Annotated in this window: 21 protein-coding genes and 1 pseudogene; 5 read left to right on the top strand and 17 right to left on the bottom strand. The window is 72.8% G+C overall.

What is annotated here, in order from left to right:
* Nucleotides 1-53 precede the first annotated feature (53 nt).
* A complete protein-coding gene (locus tag SMA5143A_RS43695) occupies nucleotides 54-182 on the bottom strand; it encodes a hypothetical protein (protein WP_258193276.1) in 129 nt (42 codons plus the stop codon).
* Between the two features lie 203 nt (nucleotides 183-385).
* Between SMA5143A_RS43695 and SMA5143A_RS03965 the strand changes: the two genes are divergently transcribed.
* Both SMA5143A_RS03965 and SMA5143A_RS03960 read left to right on the top strand, forming a co-directional pair.
* On the top strand, nucleotides 386-781 hold the full coding sequence (locus SMA5143A_RS03965; RefSeq protein WP_107461470.1) for a DUF2795 domain-containing protein: 396 nt from the start codon (nucleotides 386-388) through the stop codon (nucleotides 779-781).
* Between the two features lie 56 nt (nucleotides 782-837).
* Nucleotides 838-1380 carry a type 1 glutamine amidotransferase domain-containing protein gene (locus tag SMA5143A_RS03960; RefSeq protein ID WP_107461468.1) on the top strand — a complete coding sequence of 181 codons (543 nt, stop codon included), beginning with the start codon at nucleotides 838-840 and terminating at the stop codon, nucleotides 1378-1380.
* 81 nt (nucleotides 1381-1461) lie between these two features.
* On the opposite strand, the gene SMA5143A_RS03955 is transcribed toward SMA5143A_RS03960, so the two are convergent.
* Both SMA5143A_RS03955 and SMA5143A_RS03950 read right to left on the bottom strand, forming a co-directional pair.
* Entirely contained in the window at nucleotides 1462-2082 is a 621-nt protein-coding gene (locus SMA5143A_RS03955) for a TIGR03086 family metal-binding protein (RefSeq protein ID WP_107461466.1), read from the bottom strand.
* Nucleotides 2079-2312, bottom strand: coding sequence for a DUF6158 family protein (locus tag SMA5143A_RS03950; protein ID WP_099967589.1), 234 nt, complete (start codon nucleotides 2310-2312; stop codon nucleotides 2079-2081). Before SMA5143A_RS03950 ends, SMA5143A_RS03955 begins: the two co-directional genes overlap by 4 nt.
* Nucleotides 2313-2399: 87 nt before the next feature.
* Between SMA5143A_RS03950 and SMA5143A_RS03945 the strand changes: the two are divergent.
* A pseudogene (locus SMA5143A_RS03945) lies at nucleotides 2400-2846 on the top strand (hypothetical protein); the annotation flags it as partial.
* A gap of 141 nt (nucleotides 2847-2987) precedes the next feature.
* Here SMA5143A_RS03945 and SMA5143A_RS03940 read toward each other — a convergent pair.
* On the bottom strand, nucleotides 2988-4607 hold the full coding sequence (locus SMA5143A_RS03940; protein WP_107461464.1) for an ABC-F family ATP-binding cassette domain-containing protein: 1620 nt from the start codon (nucleotides 4605-4607) through the stop codon (nucleotides 2988-2990).
* Between the two features lie 636 nt (nucleotides 4608-5243).
* Between SMA5143A_RS03940 and SMA5143A_RS03935 the strand changes: the two genes are divergently transcribed.
* Both SMA5143A_RS03935 and SMA5143A_RS03930 read left to right on the top strand, forming a co-directional pair.
* Nucleotides 5244-6731 carry a bifunctional phosphatase PAP2/diacylglycerol kinase family protein gene (locus SMA5143A_RS03935; protein ID WP_107461463.1) on the top strand — a complete coding sequence of 496 codons (1488 nt, stop codon included), beginning with the start codon at nucleotides 5244-5246 and terminating at the stop codon, nucleotides 6729-6731.
* 134 nt (nucleotides 6732-6865) lie between these two features.
* Entirely contained in the window at nucleotides 6866-7687 is an 822-nt protein-coding gene (locus tag SMA5143A_RS03930; RefSeq protein ID WP_107461462.1) for a class I SAM-dependent methyltransferase, read from the top strand.
* Nucleotides 7688-7699: 12 nt separating this feature from the next.
* Here SMA5143A_RS03930 and SMA5143A_RS03925 read toward each other — a convergent pair whose 3' ends face one another.
* From SMA5143A_RS03925 to SMA5143A_RS03865, 13 genes are all read right to left on the bottom strand, one after another.
* A complete protein-coding gene (locus SMA5143A_RS03925) occupies nucleotides 7700-7981 on the bottom strand; it encodes a gas vesicle protein K (protein ID WP_055539027.1) in 282 nt (93 codons plus the stop codon).
* The gene (locus tag SMA5143A_RS03920) at nucleotides 7978-8166 is read right to left on the bottom strand and encodes a gas vesicle protein (protein ID WP_055512018.1); all 189 of its coding nucleotides are present in this window, start codon (nucleotides 8164-8166) and stop codon (nucleotides 7978-7980) included. Before SMA5143A_RS03920 ends, SMA5143A_RS03925 begins: the two co-directional genes overlap by 4 nt.
* On the bottom strand, nucleotides 8163-8963 hold the full coding sequence (locus SMA5143A_RS03915) for a GvpL/GvpF family gas vesicle protein (protein ID WP_107461461.1): 801 nt from the start codon (nucleotides 8961-8963) through the stop codon (nucleotides 8163-8165). Before SMA5143A_RS03915 ends, SMA5143A_RS03920 begins: the two co-directional genes overlap by 4 nt.
* The gene (locus SMA5143A_RS03910) at nucleotides 8960-9325 is read right to left on the bottom strand and encodes a gas vesicle protein (RefSeq protein WP_055512022.1); all 366 of its coding nucleotides are present in this window, start codon (nucleotides 9323-9325) and stop codon (nucleotides 8960-8962) included. The genes SMA5143A_RS03915 and SMA5143A_RS03910 overlap by 4 nt, the downstream gene beginning before the upstream one ends.
* Nucleotides 9322-10551, bottom strand: coding sequence for an SRPBCC family protein (locus tag SMA5143A_RS03905; RefSeq protein ID WP_107461596.1), 1230 nt, complete (start codon nucleotides 10549-10551; stop codon nucleotides 9322-9324). The genes SMA5143A_RS03910 and SMA5143A_RS03905 overlap by 4 nt, the downstream gene beginning before the upstream one ends.
* On the bottom strand, nucleotides 10544-11233 hold the full coding sequence (locus SMA5143A_RS03900) for a DNA primase (protein ID WP_107461460.1): 690 nt from the start codon (nucleotides 11231-11233) through the stop codon (nucleotides 10544-10546). The genes SMA5143A_RS03905 and SMA5143A_RS03900 overlap by 8 nt, the downstream gene beginning before the upstream one ends.
* Entirely contained in the window at nucleotides 11233-11493 is a 261-nt protein-coding gene (locus SMA5143A_RS03895; protein ID WP_107461459.1) for a gas vesicle protein GvpG, read from the bottom strand. Before SMA5143A_RS03895 ends, SMA5143A_RS03900 begins: the two co-directional genes overlap by 1 nt.
* A gap of 43 nt (nucleotides 11494-11536) precedes the next feature.
* Nucleotides 11537-12298 (bottom strand): GvpL/GvpF family gas vesicle protein, encoded by a 762-nt coding sequence (locus SMA5143A_RS03890; RefSeq protein ID WP_107461457.1) that lies wholly within the window; start codon nucleotides 12296-12298, stop codon nucleotides 11537-11539.
* Nucleotides 12295-12720: a gas vesicle structural protein GvpA gene (locus tag SMA5143A_RS03885; protein WP_107461456.1), complete on the bottom strand. Its 426-nt coding sequence runs from the start codon at nucleotides 12718-12720 to the stop codon at nucleotides 12295-12297. Before SMA5143A_RS03885 ends, SMA5143A_RS03890 begins: the two co-directional genes overlap by 4 nt.
* A 123-nt stretch (nucleotides 12721-12843) precedes the next feature.
* On the bottom strand, nucleotides 12844-13260 hold the full coding sequence (locus SMA5143A_RS03880; RefSeq protein ID WP_107461595.1) for a gas vesicle protein GvpO: 417 nt from the start codon (nucleotides 13258-13260) through the stop codon (nucleotides 12844-12846).
* Nucleotides 13261-13322: 62 nt separating this feature from the next.
* Nucleotides 13323-14282: a non-homologous end-joining DNA ligase gene (ligD, locus tag SMA5143A_RS03875; RefSeq protein ID WP_107461454.1), complete on the bottom strand. Its 960-nt coding sequence runs from the start codon at nucleotides 14280-14282 to the stop codon at nucleotides 13323-13325.
* Nucleotides 14283-14324: 42 nt separating this feature from the next.
* Complete coding sequence (locus SMA5143A_RS03870) at nucleotides 14325-16172, bottom strand: transketolase (protein ID WP_107461451.1); 1848 nt, start codon at nucleotides 16170-16172, stop codon at nucleotides 14325-14327.
* Nucleotides 16169-17536 (bottom strand): NAD(P)/FAD-dependent oxidoreductase, encoded by a 1368-nt coding sequence (locus SMA5143A_RS03865; protein ID WP_107461450.1) that lies wholly within the window; start codon nucleotides 17534-17536, stop codon nucleotides 16169-16171. The genes SMA5143A_RS03870 and SMA5143A_RS03865 overlap by 4 nt, the downstream gene beginning before the upstream one ends.
* Nucleotides 17537-17598 lie beyond the last annotated feature (62 nt).

Below are 17598 nucleotides of genomic sequence, written 5' to 3'. Positions count from 1 at the left end.
AGAAGGCGGGGCCGGGCCGCGTACGCCCAGCACGGTGTCCGTCCGCGGGGTGGTCAGCGGGCCGGTACCGCCGGGTCGGGGTCGGGGTCCTCGACGGGTGGCAGCAGTACCTCCTCGTAGCGGCCCAGCGCCAGAACGGCGCAGAGCATCAGCATCGGAATGATCACGGCGATCACCGCCATGGGCCCGGTCCTTCCCCAGGGAATGTGCGGTGGGGGGTGTCAGGGCGGGTCTCCCCGGCGCGGGCGGGCAAACCCGGACGGCAAGCGGAGCCCCGTACGAGGAACAACCCCGTACGAGGAACGGAACCGGCCGCCGCCGGATCGCCCGTGTCGACGCCGGGTCCTCGGGTACGCGGGGGCCACGCCAACCATGGAGGGGAGTCATGCAGCGAGGCAGCGACCGGCTGAACGTCCACCGCGACGACGAGATGAAGCACGAACTTCAGGGGCTGCTCCGGTCCGGGCACCCCACCCGGACGGAGGAGTGGCACGACCCGGAGCCGTACGCCGAGGACGACCCGGAGGTCGCGCACGGGCCGGTGACACCGAGCCGCGCACCCGCCCGGGTGGAGACGCTGCGCCTGGAGCTGGCCCGGGTTCTGGGCCGCACCTCGTTCCCGGCGCGGCCCGGCGAGCTGATCGGCGTCATGCGCGACAAGCACGCTCCGGACAGCCTCGTCGAGCCGTTGGAGCGGCTGCCGAAGAAGGACCGCTACGACTCCGTGCACCAGCTCGCGCAGGCGGTGGCCGGCACCCGGGACGGCGACGGCCAGGGCTGACCGGACGGGAACCCCGTCCGACCTGCGACGTCCAAGAAGAAAGGAGACCGAACGCTATGCGTATCGCATTCCTGACCGCACCGGAGGGTGTGGAGCAGATCGAACTGACCGAGCCCTGGCAGGCGGTGAAGGACGCCGGTCACGAGCCGGTGCTGGTGTCGACGCGGCCGGGCCACGTCCAGGCGTTCGACCACCTGGACAAGGCGGACACGTTCGCCGTGGACGACGTGGTGGGCGAGGTGCCTGCCGAGTCGTTCGACGCGCTGGTGCTGCCCGGCGGCGTGGCCAACCCGGACTTCCTGCGGATGGACGAGAAGGCCGTCTCGTTCGTGCGGGAGTTCTTCGAGCGGGGCCGGCCGGTCGCCGCGATCTGTCACGCGCCGTGGACGCTGGTCGAGGCGGACGTGGTCCGCGGCCGGGTCCTCACCTCGTGGCCCAGCCTGCGCACGGACATCCGCAACGCGGGCGGCGAATGGGTCGACGAGCAGGTGAGGGTCTGCGACCACGGGCCCAACAAGCTGATCACCAGCCGCAAGCCCGACGACCTGAAGGCGTTCTGCGAGGCCTTCCTCGACGTCTTCCAGACAGCCGGCGTCTGAGCCCGGCACGACACAGCACGACACAGCACGACACAGGGGGCGCTCGCACAGACGTGCGGGCGCCCCCTGCTCATCGCGCCGCTACGGCCGGCGGCCGAGCAGGCACAGCAGCGCGGTCTGCGCGTCGGCGCCCGCCGGCGGCTCCACGGGGGCCGCGAACAGTCCGCTCTTCTCCAGATCCCCCGCGTACGGGGCGATCTCCTGCGTCGTGAACGTCACGAGTTCCTCGGGGAGACGCTCGTCCGCGCCGATCGCGCGGGACAGGTCCCAGGCGTGGACGACGAGGTCCGCGATCATCTGCGCGCAGTACGCGGTGGCCGGGGTGTCCCCGTACGACAGGTGGACGGTGCGTTCGAGCGCTCCCGGCGCGGCGAACGCCTCCCGCGCGGAGCGGGCCGCCGTGTCCCAGGACGCGGCCGGGTCGGGCCCCAGCAGGTCCCCGTCGAACGTGTCGCCGACCTCCTCGATCATGCGGCTGTCCCGGACCAGCGGCGGCACCCACAGCTGCTCGGAGACGAGATGGTTGACGAGGTCGCGGACCGTCCACTCGGCGCACGGGGTGGCGGCGCCCCACTGGTCGTCGCGGACGGCGTGCACCCGGTCGCCGAAGAGGTCCTGGGCCTCGGCGTGCCGGGCGAGCAGTGGATGGGGCTCCGCCGAGCCGGACGTGTCGCCGGCCGGGTCGGACGTGGTACGCGTCATGACGGCCCCGGTCCCCGGTCCCGTGCGCCCTCGCGGGTGCGCCCGGAGACCACCGGGCGGCGCGGATGACGGCGCAGGTACTCGCCCTCCAGTTGCGCCATCCGCTCGTTGTGGGTGCGCAGCGCTTCGGCCGATCCATGCAGCAGCGTGTCGTGACGCGTCCGGTGGATCGACTCCAGCTCCTTCATCAACTGCTGGTCGTCCAGCTGGTCCGGGTGCACTCCGGTCATGGTGGTACCCCGATCTTCGTATGCCTCCAATGAGGTCCGGGTACCCGCCCGGCAAGCGTCACCCCGAGCGGCGTCCGGGAGGGAGCCATGGATCTCGCGTTCCTCCATCCACTGTACGAACATCCGGGGCCCTGGGCCTCCGTGTACGCCGGTACGGCCGCGCCCTCCGAGTCCATGGGGCGGGAGCGGTCCCTGGCGGCGGCCGCCGTCTCCCATGAGCTCGTCGAGCAGGGGGCGGACGAGGCGACGTGCCGGGCCGTGCACCGGGCGGTGGAGGAGCTGCGGCCCGACACCGAGCCGCACGGCCGTGCGCTGTTCGCCCATGACGGGCGGGTGGTCCTCGATCCGCCGCTGGCCGCGCCTCCCCCGGCGAACCGGGCCTTCTGGGCGCCGCTGCCGCGGACGGCTCCCCTGCTGGACCCCGCCGGGGAGGACCCGGTGTGCGTGGTGGCGTACGTGGACCGGCGGGGGGCCCGCTTCGAGCTGCGCGGCGCCCCCGGCGGCGAGGACGCCGGGCCGGTGGCCGGGCGGCGGCCTCGGCGCGCTGCTGCGCCGGACGTGACACCCGCCGTGACACCGGCCGTGACACCCGCCGCGACACCGGCTGCTCCGCTGCGCGGTGGCTCGCCACGCGCCGGGGACGGGTGACGCGCCGCCCCCCGGACGGCGTGTGTTCTAGCGGGCGCGCTCCACCCGGCGCTCGTCCCACACCGGCTCCGGGGTCTCCCGGACCCGGCCGTCGGAACCGAACACGAGATAGCGATCGAACGAACGCGCGAACCAGCGGTCGTGGGTGACCGCGAGCACCGTGCCCTCGAAGGCCTCCAGGCCCTCCTGGAGTGCCTCCGCCGACTCCAGGTCGAGGTTGTCGGTCGGCTCGTCGAGGAGCAGGGCGGTGACTCCCTGGAGTTCCAGGAGGAGGATCTGGAAGCGGGCCTGCTGGCCGCCGGAGAGCCGGTCGAAGGGCTGCTCGGCCTGTCTGGTCAGCTCGTAGCGGCGCAGCCGTGACATGGCGGCGCCCCGGTCCTGCGCATGCTCCTTCCACAGGATGTCGAGCAGGGTCCGCCCCTCCAGCTCCGGATGGGCGTGCGTCTGCGCGAAGTGCCCGGGGACGACCCGGGCGCCGAGCTTCCACTGGCCCGAGTGGGCCACGTCCTCACCGGCGAGCAGCCGCAGGAAGTGCGACTTGCCGGAGCCGTTGGAGCCGAGGACGGCGACCCGCTCGCCGTAGAAGACCTCCAGGTCGAAGGGTTTCATCAGGCCCGTCAGTTCGAGCCCGGCGCAGGTCACGGCCCGTACGCCGGTGCGGCCGCCCTTGAGCCGCATGGTGATGTCCTGCTCGCGCGGCGGCTCGGGCGGCGGCCCTGCCTCCTCGAACTTGCGCAGCCGGGTCTGGGCGGCGGCGTACCGCGAGGCCATCTCATGGCTGACCGCGGCGGCCTGCCGGAGCGTCAGTACGAGCTTCTTCAGCTGGGCGTGCTTCTCGTCCCAGCGGCGGCGCAGTTCCTCGAACCGCTCGAACCGCTGCCGGCGGGCCTCGTGGTACGTGTCGAACCCGCCGCCGTGCACCCAGGCGTCGGCGCCCGCGGGGCCCGGTTCCACGCTCACGATCTTCTGGGCGGCGCGGGAGAGGAGTTCCCGGTCGTGGGAGACGAACAGGACGGTCTTGCGGGTCTCCGCGAGCCGCTCCTCCAGCCAGCGCTTGCCGGGAACGTCGAGGTAGTTGTCGGGCTCGTCGAGAAGGAGCACCTCGTCGGTGCCGCGCAGCAGCGCCTCCAGCACGAGCCGCTTCTGCTCACCGCCGGACAGGGTCCGCACCTGCCGCCACTGCGCCTTCTCGTACGGCATGCCGAGGGCGGCCGTGGTGCAGATGTCCCAGAGGGTCTCGGCCTCGTAGCCGCGGACCTCGGCCCAGTCGGAGAGGGCCTGGGCGTAGGCGAGCTGGGCCGCCTCGTCGTCGACGGTCATGATCCCGTGCTCGGCCGTGTCGACGGCGCGGGCGGCCTCCCTGATGCCGGGCTGCGCCACGGACACGAGCAGGTCCCGGACGGTCGTCTCGTCGCGTACGGAGCCCACGAACTGGCGCATCACGCCGAGCCCGCCGGTCACGGTGACCGATCCCCCGTGGGGCTTCAGCTCCCCGGAGATCAACCGCAGCAGAGTGGTCTTCCCGGCGCCGTTGGGACCCACGAGGGCGACCACGGCGCCCTCGCCCACCCGGAACGACACATCGCCGAGCAAGGCCCTCCCGTCAGGAAGGTAGTACTCCAGATGCGCCGCTTCGAGATATCCCATGCGGCGCATTCTCCGAGCCCCACGAACCCGGAAGCAAACCGATAAGCCACCCCGCCACCGACGCCCCGGCCACGGCACGGGTGGCACCGCCCGGCGCCACGGCCGCGATACGGGGGCCAGCGGCAGCACCCCGACCACGACACGAGTTGCAGCGCCCGGCACCCGGCCACAAGCCCGGAACCGCCCAGCGCCACGGCCGCGACACGAGCGACACCGAGCGGCGCCACGGCCGCGATGCGGGGGGCACCGCCAGGCACCCCGGCCACGACACGAGCGACGGCGCCAGGCACCCGGCCACGACACGGGGGGCACCGTCCGGCAGCCTGGCCGCGATACGGGTGGCAGCGCCCGGCACCCGGCCACAGGCCCGGCGCCCCGGCCACGGCACGAGCGGCAGCGCCCCGGCGGCCCGGCTGTGAGACCGGGAGCGGTCAGTGACCCTGCTGCGGGTCGGTGCTCCCGCCCGGCCGGCTCCCCCAGCCGCGACAGGGCCGCGCTTTCCCGGCCCGCCACGGGCGGCAGGGCCTCCGGGCCCCGTTCGCGTCCCGGGCGGGCCGCATCCGGCTCCGGCGGGCCGGTGGCCCGAGGGCACCCCCGCCTGACACGGTTTGCGCACCATGGGGTACCCGTGGAGCCATGACCGCAGACGTCGACCTCACCGTCCGCCCGCCGGGCCACCACATCCTCCGGGACCGTTTCCTCGCCGCGGACAGCCGCCTCTTCAACGCGGTGGCGACCCGCGAGTGGCCGGGCGCCCACCCCATGCTGCCGAGGCTGAGCCGCGCCGCCAACCACGGCGTCCTCTGGTTCGCCACGGCGGCCGTGATCGCCGCGACCCGCAGCCCGAGGGCCCGCCGGGCCGCCGCCCGCGGCGTGGCCTCCCTCGCCCTCGCCTCGGCGACGATCAACACCCTCGGCAAGCGCACGGTGCGCCGCCCCCGCCCGGTCCTCGACAACGTCCCCGCCATGCGCCGGCTGAAGCGCCAGCCGATCACGACGTCGTTCCCGTCGGGTCACTCGGCCTCCGCCGCCGCCTTCGCGACCGGCGTCGCCCTGGAGTCCCGAGGCTGGGGCGCGGCGGTCGCCCCGCTCGCGACCGCCGTCGCGCTGTCACGTGTGTACACGGGCGTGCACTTCCCGAGCGACGTCCTGGTCGGCGCCGCGTTCGGCGTGGGCGCCGCCTACGCCGTCCGGGGCATGGTGCCGACCCGCGACCAGCTCGCGCCCCCCGGCCGCCCCCGCGCGGACGCGCCCGCGCTGCCGGACGGCGAGGGCCTGGTCATGGTCGCCAACACCGCCTCCGGCACGGCCGACCGGGTACGCGCCCTGCGGGACGCGCTCCCCGGCGCCGAGACCGTGGAGTGCGAACCGGAGGACCTGCGCGCCGAGTTGGAGAAGGCGGCCACCCACGCCCGGGTGCTCGGCGTGTGCGGCGGCGACGGCACGGTGAACGCCGCCGCCGAGGTCGCCCTGCGCCACGGCCTGCCCCTGGCGGTCCTGCCCGGCGGCACGCTCAACCACTTCGCGCACGACCTCGGCGTGGAGGACGTCCGCGATCTCGGCCGCGCCCTGCGCCGGGGCGAGGCCGTCCGGGTGGACGTGGGCCACTTCCGGTCCGGTGAGACGGAGGGCCACTTCGTCAACACCTTCAGCGTGGGCGTGTACCCGGAGCTGGTGCGGGAGCGCGAGCGCTGGGAGCGGATGCTCGGCGGCTGGCCGGCCGGGGTGATCGCGGCGGTGCGTGTCCTGCGCTCCGACCGGCACCCGCTCCAGGCCACGTTCCAGGGCCGGCCGCACCCGATCTGGCTGCTGTTCGCGGGCAACGGCACGTACCACCGGCTGGGCCTGGCCCCCGGCCACCGTTTCGACCTCGCCGACGGGCTGTTGGACGTCCGGGTCGTGCACGGCGGGCGCCGCCCGGCGCTGCGGCTGCTGGCGGCGGCCCTCGCCGGCCCGCTGACCCGCTCCCCCGCACACGCCGCGGTCCGGGTGAACCGGCTCCGCGTCGAGGGCGTCACACCGGGCACCCCACTGGCGTACGACGGCGAAGTCACCGAGGTGCACGGCGATCTGACGCTGCGAAAGCTCCCGGAGGCGCTCACGGTCTACCGGCCTCTCGACTGACCCCGGGCGGGCGGCCCGGCGGGCGGTCCGGCGGCCTCCCGCCCATTCAGGCTCGTCCAACATTCAAGACGGCGGTCTCAATATTCGGCATGGGCGCGTACGGTTCCCCCAAGACCTGGAGAAGGGGAAGGGCCATGTCGAAAGCGCGGGAGACCGCCGTCTACACGCACGGGCACCATGAGTCGGTACTGCGGTCGCACACCTGGCGGACGGCCGCCAACTCGGCGGCGTACCTCCTCGGTTCGCTGAAGCCGCACATGAAGGTCCTGGACATCGGGTGCGGCCCCGGCACCATCACCGCGGACCTCGCCGCCCTGGTCCCGGACGGTCACGTCACCGGCGTCGACCACGCCCCCGGCATCCTGGAGCAGGCACGGGCCACGGCCGCCGAACGGGGCCTGGCCAACGTGGACTTCGCGGTCGCCGACGTCCACGCGCTGGACCATCCGGACGACACCTTCTGTGTGGTCCACGCCCACCAGGTGCTCCAGCACGTCGGCGACCCCGTGCAGGCGCTGCGTGAGATGGCGCGGGTGACCAGGCCCGGCGGCCTGATCGCCGTCCGCGACTCGGACTACGCGGCGATGACGTGGTTCCCGCGGTCGGCGGGCATGGACGACTGGCTCGACCTGTACCGGCGGGTGGCCCGGGCGAACGGCGGCGAGCCGGACGCCGGGCGCCGGCTGAAGTCCTGGGCCCTGCGGGCCGGGCTCACCGACATCACGGCCTCCTCCTCCACGTGGACGTACTCCACCGCCGAGGAGCGGGCCTGGTGGAGCGGGCTGTGGGCGGACCGCACGGTCGCCTCCGCGTACGCCGAGCGGGCCACCGAGGGCGGTCACGCCACCGAGGAGCAGCTGCGGACGATCGAGGCGGCGTGGCGGGAATGGGGGCGGCGGGAGGACGGCTGGTTCGCCGTACTGCACGGAGAGATCCTCTGCCGTAAGCCCGCCTGAATCCGGGAAGGCTCAGTCCCTGGGGAGCAGCGGCCCGAGCGGCCCGAGGTCCAGATTGAGGTCCTCGGGCCGCAGGCCGTAGCGCTCGCGCAGCTCGGTCATCCGGTCGTCGAGCAGCATCAGGGTGAGCCCGATGCGCTCCTCCTGCTCCTCGGTGAGCTCCCCGGTGTCGAACCGGCGCACCGCCTGCCGCTCCATGAGCTGACGGAGCAGCTCGACGACGGTGAGGACCAGCTTGACCAGGTCGCGTTCCACCGTGTCGGGCTCCAGTTCGAGACGGTTGCGGCCGGTCACTCGCTGCCTCCCCAGGGTGCGGGCACATTCGCGTTCACGGAGCTGATGAGCGCGTTCAGGTCGATACGGACGAGGTCGACGTCCGCGATGCGCAGGGTGAGGTCACCGGTGATGACGACCCCGCCGGCGAGCAGCCGGTCGAGCAGGTCGACGAGGGCCACCTCCCGGCGTTCTATGACGGTCACGAATTCTCTCCGCTCATGCCGTCGGATTCCCTGTCGCCGGGCTCCTCACCACTGAAGGAATAGGCGGCCCAGGGTCCGGTGAGTTCCACGCGCAATCCGGGTTCCTCGTTCTTCGTGCGGTCCACGAGTTCCACGAACTCCTCGGAATTCCGGCGCGGCACCAGATAGGCCGCGTTCAGTACATTGCGGCCGGGCGCACCGGAGAGCGCGGAATTCTGGGGTGCGTGCAGCCGGGTGTCCTCGGCGCATTCCGAGAGGGTCTCGTGCAGTCGGCGGGCGAACCGGTCGGCCTTCTCCCACATCTCCTCGTGGGCCTGCCGGCTGCGCCGCCGCTGCCGCAGATAGTCCCGCCCGCTGGTGGCCTTCACCGGCTCCCGGGGCTGCTCCTCGGCCTCGGCCTCCGGTTCCGCGTACACCTTGACGCCCCACTCCACCCGGCCCGACAGCCGGTCCAGGGTGCGCAGGAAGCCCTCCTCGCGGGCCTCCAGCATGACCCGTACACCGCTGTCGTCGTGGAAGACGGTGCCGAGGCGCAGCGGGAGCGGGGTGGTGACCACCGTGAGCGCGTCGATCACGTTCTGGTGGGCGTGGGCGGTCTCGGTCAGCCAGTCGAGGTCCTCCAGGTGGGCGCGGAGCGGCTGCTCCGCGAAGTCCCGCTCGGGCACCTCGCTGACGACGGCGATCAGGTCGCGGTGGCGCAGCAGCCGGGGAGGGGCGCCCCCGACCCCCGTGATCTGGGACTGGAGCGGCGCGTCGAAGGGTCGGCACACGGCGTACACGTAGCGCAGTCCGGTCATGAGGGCTCCTCTCTGGCACGGCCGCGCTCGACGGCCGGCTCCGGCTCACGCCGGGGACGGCCGTCGTCCAGCTCGGCGAGCCGGGCGCGCAACTCGGCGTTCTCCCGGGAGAGTTCGTCGCGGCGGGCGTGCGACGACAGGGCCGGGTCGGTCTCCCACCAGTCGATGCCCATCTCCTTGGCCTTGTCGACGGAGGCGACGATGAGGCGCAGCTTGATGGTGAGCAGTTCGATGTCGAGCAGGTTGATCCGGATGTCGCCCGCGATCACCAGACCTTTGTCCAGTACACGCTCCAGGATGTCGGCGAGGTTGGCGCTGCCGTTCTGGCCGTACGGCTCGGGGACTCGGCTGGGGAAGGTCACCGGCGGCTCCCGCCCACGGCGGCCTGTTCCTCGTCCTCATAGTCGTACGGTTCCTCGTCGCTGTCCTCCTCGACGTCGTCCTCGTACGCGTCCTCCGCCTCGTCGGTGCCCTCGGGGTCCTCCTCGTACGCGCCCTCGGCGCCCTCGTCGTCCGCGTACTCGTCCTCGTCGGGCTCCTCGTCGGCCTCGTCCGCGTCCCGGGGCTCGTCGTCGGGCTCCTCCTCGTCGTAGGCGCCCTCGTCGTCCTCGTAGGCGTCCTCGGCGTCCTCGGGCTCGTCGCGGGCCTCGTCGTCGTCGCGGGACTCCTCGCGCTCCTCCTCCGCCACCACGTCCTCGTGGGAGCGCACGACCTCGCCGTCACGGATCTCCCCGCGCCAACCCTCCTCCGCTTCACCCTTAAGAGTGACAAAGCGGGCGAAATGTTTGAGGTCGAGCCGAGCGCGGCGGCCCTGGGCGCGCCAGAGGTTGCCGGTCTTCTCGAACAGGCCCTTCGGGTAGTACTCGATCACCAGCAGCACCCGCGTGAGGTTGTCCGCGAGCGCGTGGAAGGAGACCGTGCCCTTCGTGGTGCCCTTGGCGCCCTCGGACGTCCAGGTGATCCGGTCATCGGGCACTTGTTCGGTTGTGTGGGCCTTCCAGCTGCGATTGGACCAGAAGACCTTCAGCTGCCAGTCGGAGTGGGTGTCGTCGGCCCGGCCGGCGCTCTTGACGCCCTTGGCGAAGGTGCTGAAGTCCTGGTAGCGGGTCCACCGGTCGTACGCCGTGCGCACGGGCACGCCCACGTCTATGGACTCCAGGATGACCGTGGGCTTGCTGCCCGCCCCGCCCCCGCGGCCGCCCTTGCCGCCGCCGAGGTTCTTCAGGGCGCCCAGCACGTTGTCCTTGGCCCGGCCCGCGCCGACCTCCAGGGCGGTGCGCAGCGGCCCCTTGCCCTCGGCGAGCTTGCGGCCGCCCTCCAGGGCGAGCTGGGCGAAGCCGGGGCTGTTGCCGTCGGCGATGTCGTTCAGCTTGCCGGTGGTCTCGCCGAGCTTGCGGCCGAGGCCCACCAGCATCCGCTGGGCCTGCGCGGAGAGGAATTCCCGCGCCTCCTCCTTCAGATGGTCGACGGCGGGGCTGTGGGCGAGGTCGGAGAGCGGGCTGCCGCTCGCCGCGCCCTTCGCCGTGTCGGTGGCGCCCTTCGCCGTCCTCGTCGCGCGGCCGGTCGCCGCGCCCACGGTCTCAGTCATCGCCACCGCCTCCCCTCGTGGCCCGCGACCGGGTGGCCTTGCGGGCGGTCTTCTTGGCCGGGGTGGTCTTCCTGGCGGCCGTCTTCTTGGCGGCGGTCTTCTTCGCCGTGCCCTTGCGCGCGGCCGGGGCGGCGGTCTTCTTCGCGGGGGCCTTCTTCGCGGCCCGCCCGGCGGTCTTCCTCGCCGGACGCTCACGCTCCGGTTCCTCGCCCCCGTCGCCGGCCTCGGCGTCGTCCGCGTCGGACCGGGCGTCGGCACCCTCCTCGTCGCCCTCGTCGTCCTCGTCGGACGCTTCGGCGCGCTCGTCCTCGTACGCGTCCTCGTCCTCGTACGCGTCCTCGTCGCGGTCCGACCGCCCGGGGGCGGCTGCGGAGAGCTGGTCGCGCACCTGGGAGGTGCGGCCGTGGAGCCGGTCCGCCAGACCTTCGATCTGGCGTTCGACCAGGGCTCCGGTGGCCGCCTTGCCGACTCCGCGCAGATCACCGCGCAGCTGGTCGCCGATCTCCTTGAACTGCGGATTGTCCTTCAGCTGCTGGGACACCAGGTCCGCGATCGCCCGCGGCCCCAGGTTCAGCCGCTTGCCCGCCACCATGGTGCCGACCGCGAAGGCGAGCTTCAGTTTCTTCGTACGTCCGAGGACGTATCCGGCCCCGACAGCGAGGCCCAGTCCCACTCGGTTCATCATGTCGTCCCGTCGCCGTTTCCCGTGCCCCTGCGCGCGCTGATCTCCAGCCGCTCCAGAAGCTCGTCCTCCAAGCGGTCGAACTCCTCCTCATCGATCTCGCCCGCGTCGAGCCGCTGCTCGAGGCGGGCGAGTTCGGCGCGGACGGCCGCCGGGTCGTAGTACTGGCGCTCGGCCTCGGCCAGCACCTGTCCCACCGCCCAGAGGCTGCCGCGCACCGGTGCGAACGGCAGCAGCAGCACCTCGGAGATCAGACCCATGCACTCGCCTCCTTCGACCTCGTGCGCCGTGCGCGCGGCGCGCTCAGTGCGCCGCTTCCGTCTCCGCCTCCGCGTGCTGGGCGGGACCCGGCTCGACGAAGCTGTACGGCGGCAGCGGACCGTTGACCCGCAGTTCGACGTGCGGATGGCTCTTGCGGAGCTGCTCCACGGCGGCGAGGAACACCTCGGCCGACCGCCGGTCGACCAGGTACGAGAGGTTGGCCAGCCAGCCGGTGGACTCGGGGCCCACACTCACGGCGGTCGCGGCCTCCTCCAGCGCCCGCCGGAGCTCCGCCGCGTCCTCGGCCTCCCGCTGCTGCACCGCGCCGGCGACCATCTCACCGAGCCGCAGCCGGTCCTCGTAGGTGCCGCCGTCGGCCTTGCGATTGGCCTCCGCCAGCGCCCGCAGCTCGGCGTTCTCACTCATCACGCGGTGCAGCACACCCTGCTCGTCGTGGCTGGCCTTGACGTTGTACTCGACCTTGCCGTCGAGGGCTCCCAGCCGCTCCCGGTAGTGCTCGGCGCGCTCGGCGAGCACCCCGGTGACGGCCGCGTCGTCCTGGGCGACGCTGCCGAACCGCATGGGCAGCACGGAGCCGCCACCGCCCGCCTCGCTCAGCACGTTCTGGTGGGCGAGCAGGTCCCTGCGCTTGGGGCGCAGCCCCTCGGGGGCGTCGCTGACGATCGCCGCCAGCTCGCCCTCCTTCAGGATGCGCACGGGGCGCGGCGGGTCACCGACCCCGCCCATGCCCTCGGGGAGAGCGGTGTGCGAGCCGGCCGTGATGCCGTAGACGTACGTGCTCACTCCTGTTCCTCCCTCTTGCGCGAGCTGGTGGACTTGCGGGCCCGGGGTCGCGATTCGGTCTGGCCGTCGTCGCGGGCCTGCTTGAAGGCATCGGAGATCGTCTCCGCGGCGCCGGACAGCGCCCCCTTCGACTTGCCGCGTGCGCCGGACTCGGTGATCTCACCGACGAGGTCCGGCAGGCCGGGGTCCTTGCGCGGCCCGGCCTCCAGGTCGAGCCGGTTGCACGCCTCGGCGAAGCGCAGATAGGTGTCGACGCTCGCGACGACGACCCGCACGTCGATCTTCAGAATCTCGATGCCCACGAGGGAGACCCGTACGAAGGCGTCGATGACCAGTCCTCGGTCGAGGACCAGTTCCAGGACGTCGTAGAGACCGCTGCTGCCGCCTCCACCACCGGACTGCTGTGCCGGGACTACGGTCATGCCGGCCGTTCCTCCTTCTGGGGATGCTGGTGTCTGGGGTTGCTGATGTCTGGGGTTGCTGATGTCTGGTGACGCCGACGTCTGTGATGCCGGTGTCACGGGATGCCGATGCCGGACGACGGCCTAGCGGCCGCCGGAACGACGTGGGTCGGCCCTCCCGCGCTCGTAGCGGCGGACGCGCCGGTAACCGGTGAGCTCACCGTCCGCGTCGAGCTCCACCTGGTAGCTCGCGAGCAGGCTCATGGTGTCGGGCACCCTGGCCATCTCCAGGACCTCGACCTCCAACGTCCAGCCGTCCTCGGTCTGTTCGAAGGACGACACGGACTCGGGCGCCATGCCGGTCAGCTCCGCGAGCTGGGTCCGCGCGTGGCGCAGTATCTGCATGGGGGTGGGACGGCTCTCGGCCGCCTCGTCCCGGGAGGACCCGGACGACTCCCGCCCCTCCTCCGGTTCGTCCGCTTCCCGTGATGTCTGATTCTTCTGCGTTGTCTGACTTTTCTGTGAACGCTGTGTCTTGGATGTGCTGGATGTGTTCGACATGGCCACCTCGAACACCGAGTGGCCCTCCGGCCGTTGGCCAAACCTTCCGGGTGCGTACGGTCTCAACCGCGCAGCGTGCCGAGCCGCCGTCGGGCCGGTCCGAGGGCACGGGCCCGACGCATCACCCCGGCCCAGGGGTCGGTGCGGGCCTGGTCGACGGCGTCCTCGATCGTCCAGCGGCGCGCGTCGACGGCGGGGTCGTCGAGCTGCTCCCAGGTGATCGGTGTGGCGACGGGGGCACCGGGACGGGCCCGTACGGTGAAGGGGACGACCGCGGTCTGGGCGTAGGCGTTGCGCTGGATGTCGAGGTAGAGGCGCCCTCCCCGGTCCTTCTTGCGGACGGCGGTGGTGAGCCGCTCGGGATGGGCGCGGACCAGTTCCTCGGCGATCTCCCGGGCGACGTCGCGCACCGCGTCGAAGTCGTCGTGCCCGTTCACCGGCACGACGACGTGCAGGCCCTTGGAGCCGGTGGTCATCGGCGCCGACGGCAGCCCCAGCTCGTCGAGCAGCTCCTTGACGTCGCGGGCCGCTCGGCGGACCTGGCCGAAGTCGTCCTCGGCCGGGTCCAGGTCGAGGACCATCCGGTCGGGCCGGTCGATCCGGCCGGTCCGGGACAGCCAGCGGTGCAGGGTGACGCAGGCCTGGTCGGCGAGGTAGACGAGGGTGGCAGTGTCGTCGCAGACCGCGTGGACGACCGTGCCGCCCTCCTTGGCCACCTCCACCCGCTCGATCCAGTCGGGATAGTGGTCGGGGGTGTTCTTCTGCATGAAGGTGGGGCCGCCGAGGCCGTCGGGGTGCCGCTCCAGCATCAGCGGGCGCCCACGCAGATGCGGCAGCATGAACGGGGCGACGGCCCGGTAGTACGCCACGAGGTCACCCTTGGTGTACTCCTTGCCGCCGCCCTGCCCCTGCCCACCGCCGTCACCGCTGCCACCACCGCCGTCCGCGGGGAAGAGCACCTTCTCGGGGCGGTGGATCTCCACGCCGCGCCGACCGACCCGCAGGGTGCGTGCGGCCCCCATGGTCAACTCCTCACTCCGTACGGACCGTTCCCGGCGCGCCGGTCAGGGCGCGATCGCGTGCTCCACCAGGAGGCGGCCCGCTGCCGCGATCGCCTCCGCGTCGATGCCCGCCTCGTGCAACTGCTCCTCGGGGGAGGCGGAGCCCGGCATGTCCCGCACCGCGAGGCGCACCAGTCGGGGCACCGGCCGCCCGTCGGCGAAGGCCTCCAGGACCGCGTCGCCGAGGCCGCCCTCCGCGTGGTGGTCCTCGACGGTGACGAGGCAGCCGGTGCGCTCCGCGGCCTCCCGCAGGGTGCGGCGGTCGACGGGCTTGACCGAGTAGAGGTCGATCACCCGGATCGGGATGCCCTCGCGGCCCAGCGCGTCGGCGGCCTTCAGTGCCTCGTGCACGGTGATCCCGGCGGCGACGACGGTCAGCCGGTCGTCGTCCGAGGCGCGCAGCACCTTGCTGCCGCCGACGGGGAAGTCCTCGGTCGGGCTGTAGACGACGGGGGTGTCGCCCCTGGACGTGCGCAGATAGCGGACGCCTTCGAGGTCGGCCATGGTGCCGACGAGCTTGGCGGTCTGGTTGGCGTCGCACGGGTACAGCACGGTCGAGCCGTGCACGGCGCGCATCATCGCCAGGTCCTCCAGGCCCATCTGCGAGGGCCCGTCCCGGCCGATCGCGACCCCGGCGTGCGAGCCGGCGAGGTTGATGCCGGCCCCGCTGATCGAGGCCATGCGGACGAAGTCATGGGCGCGGGTGAGGAACGCGGCGAACGTCGAGGCGAACGGCACCCAGCCGCGCGACGCGAGCCCCACCGACGTGGCCACGAGTTGCTGTTCGGCGATGTAGCACTCGAAGAACCGGTCGGGGTGTTCCTTGGCGAAGAACTCGGTACGGGTGGAGTCACCGACCTCGCCGTCCAGGGCGACGACGTCGCCACGGGCGCCGCCCAGCGCGGCGAGCGCCTGCCCGAAGGCGTCACGGGTGGCCACCTCGTCGCCGATGTCGTAGCGGGGCAGCTCCAGGTGCCCGGTCCGTACGGCGTGCAGCATCCGCGCGGCGGGCGGCTCGGGGACCTCGACGCGGAGATCGCGCGGGCCGCCGAGTTCGGCGATCGCCTCGTCGGCGTCCTTGAGTGGCTTGCCGTGCAGCCCTTCGCGGTCCTGGACGGCCTCGACGCCCTTGCCCTTGAGGGTGCGGGCGAGGATCACGGTGGGCTGGCCCTTGGTGGACGCGGCCTCACCGTAGGCGCGGTCGACGGCGTCCACGTCGTGGCCGTCGATCTCGATCGTGTGCCAGCCGAAGGCGGCGAAGCGGCGGGCGTAGGCGTCCAGGTCGTGGCCGTGCCGGGTGGGGCCGCGCTGGCCGAGCCGGTTGACGTCGACGATCGCGGTCAGGTTGTCGAGGTGCTCGTACGCGGCGTGCTCGGCGGCCTCCCAGACGGAGCCCTCGGCGAGTTCGCTGTCCCCGCACATCACCCAGACCCGGTTGCCGGTGCGGTCCAGCCGCTTCCCGGCGAGCGCGATGCCGACGGCCACGGGCAGGCCCTGGCCGAGGGACCCGGTGGCCGTCTCCACCCAGGGCAGACGGCGGGGCGTGGGGTGCCCTTCGAGGCGGCTGCCCAGCTTGCGGTAGGTCATCAACTCCGTCTCGTTGATCGCCCCGGCCGCCTTGTACGCCGCGTACAGCAGGGGCGAGGCGTGGCCCTTCGACAGCACGAAGCGGTCGTTGCCGGGGTGCTCGGGCCGCTCGAAGTCGTAGCGGAAGTGCCGGGCCGTCAGCACCGCCATCAGTTCCGCCGCCGACATCGACGACGTGGGGTGCCCGGACCCGGCCGCCGCCGAGCAGCGGATGCTGTCGACGCGCAACTGCTGGGCCAGCTCGTTCAGTTGACGGCTGTTCATGAGTCTCCTTCCGCACCCGGTGCGGGCGTGTGCGAGGGGTCGGTCCGCTTCGGCGACGCGGGGGCGGGTACCTTCGCCAGTTCCGGGGAGGCCGTGTCCAGGGGGACCGACCAGGAGCGGACGAGGCCGAGTTGGACGCCCTGGCGGGGCAGGACCGCGTCGAGGAGCCAGTCGGCGGCGACACGGACGCGGTTTCCGGGCATGGCGGCCAGGTGGTAGCCGCGGGTGACGGCTCCGGCGACGGGCCCGGACAGGGGGATGCCGAGGGGGTTGGCGGCGGCCTTGACCCCACCGAGGTCCACGACGAAACCCAGGTCGCTGTGGCGGTACGGCTTCGGCTCACCGCGGCCGAGGGAGGCGGCCACGTTGAGGGCCGCGACCTTGCCCTGCCGCCAGGCGTGCTGCGCGGTCATCGGCGTGTACGAGCCGGGCTTGGTCAGATCGGGCACGGCGGCCGCGTCCCCGCAGGCGAACACCTCGGGGCGGCCCGGCACCTGGAGCGTGGGCTCGACGAGCAGCCGGCCGCGTTCCATGGGCAGCCCGAGGGACTCGGCGAGCGGATCGGGCCGTACGCCCACGCACCACACCAGGGTGCGGGTGTCGACGAACTCCCCGTCGCTCAGCAGCACTCCGGTGGGTGTCGCCTCCTTCACGGAGGTCCCCATCCGTACGTCGACGCCCCGCTGCCGCAGCACCCGGTCGGCGGTGGCGGACAGCCTCTCGTCCATCTCCGGCATCACGCGCTCGGCGATGTCGAGCAGCATCCACCGGGGCCGCACACCGTCCCAGCGTGGCTGCCCCCGCACCAGCTCGTCGGTGAACAGCTGCCCCTGGGCGGCCACTTCGGTGCCGGTGTACCCGGCGCCGACCACCACGAAGGTGCAGCGTGAGCGGCAGGACTTGGGGTCCTCGGAGCCGGCGGCCAGCTCGACCTGCCGGGTCACGCGGTCGCGCAGGTACAGCGCTTCCGGCAGACCGCGGAAGCCATGGGCGTGCTCGGCGACGCCGGGGATGGGCAGCAGTTTGTTGACGCTGCCGGCGGCGAGCACCAGCCGGTCGTAGGTCAGGGTGCCGACACCGCCCTCGGGGTCGGCGTAGCGCACGGTGCGTGCGTCGAGGTCGATCCCGTCGGCCTCGCCGAGCACCAGGCGCGTGTGGCGCAGGGTGCCGGTGAGGGAGACGGTGACCCGGCGCGGTTCCAGGATGCCGGCGGCGACCTGGGGCAGCAGGGGCAGATACAGGAAGTAGTCGGTCGGGTTCAGCAGGGTGATGTCGGCCTTGTTCCGGGTCAGCCGCTCCAGGGTGCGGGCCGTCCGGTAGCCGGCGAAGCCGGCACCGACGATCACGATGCGGGGTCGACTCACGGTTCGCCTCCGGCGGGGTCGCGCGTACGGAGTCCTCGGTCGTGGAGTCCTCGATGGTCCGA

This window comes from Streptomyces sp. MA5143a, from assembly GCF_900290235.1.
Lineage (GTDB): Bacteria > Actinomycetota > Actinomycetes > Streptomycetales > Streptomycetaceae > Streptomyces.
The sequence above is the reverse complement of the archived record's forward strand: the minus strand, read 5'-3'. Positions and strand labels throughout refer to the sequence as shown.

Bases quoted from the DNA above. Each gene is read 5' to 3' on its own strand.
- SMA5143A_RS03915 (WP_107461461.1), bottom strand. From the start codon at position 8,963: ATGACCGGACTGCGCTACGTGTACGCCGTGTGCCGACCCTTCGACGCG.
- SMA5143A_RS03950 (WP_099967589.1), bottom strand. From the start codon at position 2,312: ATGACCGGAGTGCACCCGGACCAGCTGGACGACCAGCAGTTGATGAAG.
- SMA5143A_RS03885 (WP_107461456.1), bottom strand. From the start codon at position 12,720: ATGACCGTAGTCCCGGCACAGCAGTCCGGTGGTGGAGGCGGCAGCAGC.
- SMA5143A_RS03880 (WP_107461595.1), bottom strand. From the start codon at position 13,260: ATGTCGAACACATCCAGCACATCCAAGACACAGCGTTCACAGAAAAGT.
- SMA5143A_RS03955 (WP_107461466.1), bottom strand. From the start codon at position 2,082: ATGACGCGTACCACGTCCGACCCGGCCGGCGACACGTCCGGCTCGGCG.
- SMA5143A_RS03960 (WP_107461468.1), top strand. From the start codon at position 838: ATGCGTATCGCATTCCTGACCGCACCGGAGGGTGTGGAGCAGATCGAA.
- ligD (WP_107461454.1), bottom strand. From the start codon at position 14,282: ATGGGGGCCGCACGCACCCTGCGGGTCGGTCGGCGCGGCGTGGAGATC.
- SMA5143A_RS03905 (WP_107461596.1), bottom strand. From the start codon at position 10,551: ATGACTGAGACCGTGGGCGCGGCGACCGGCCGCGCGACGAGGACGGCG.
- SMA5143A_RS03900 (WP_107461460.1), bottom strand. From the start codon at position 11,233: ATGAACCGAGTGGGACTGGGCCTCGCTGTCGGGGCCGGATACGTCCTC.
- SMA5143A_RS03965 (WP_107461470.1), top strand. From the start codon at position 386: ATGCAGCGAGGCAGCGACCGGCTGAACGTCCACCGCGACGACGAGATG.
- SMA5143A_RS03940 (WP_107461464.1), bottom strand. From the start codon at position 4,607: ATGGGATATCTCGAAGCGGCGCATCTGGAGTACTACCTTCCTGACGGG.
- SMA5143A_RS03870 (WP_107461451.1), bottom strand. From the start codon at position 16,172: ATGAACAGCCGTCAACTGAACGAGCTGGCCCAGCAGTTGCGCGTCGAC.
- SMA5143A_RS03935 (WP_107461463.1), top strand. From the start codon at position 5,244: ATGACCGCAGACGTCGACCTCACCGTCCGCCCGCCGGGCCACCACATC.
- SMA5143A_RS43695 (WP_258193276.1), bottom strand. From the start codon at position 182: ATGGCGGTGATCGCCGTGATCATTCCGATGCTGATGCTCTGCGCCGTT.
- SMA5143A_RS03930 (WP_107461462.1), top strand. From the start codon at position 6,866: ATGTCGAAAGCGCGGGAGACCGCCGTCTACACGCACGGGCACCATGAG.
- SMA5143A_RS03895 (WP_107461459.1), bottom strand. From the start codon at position 11,493: ATGGGTCTGATCTCCGAGGTGCTGCTGCTGCCGTTCGCACCGGTGCGC.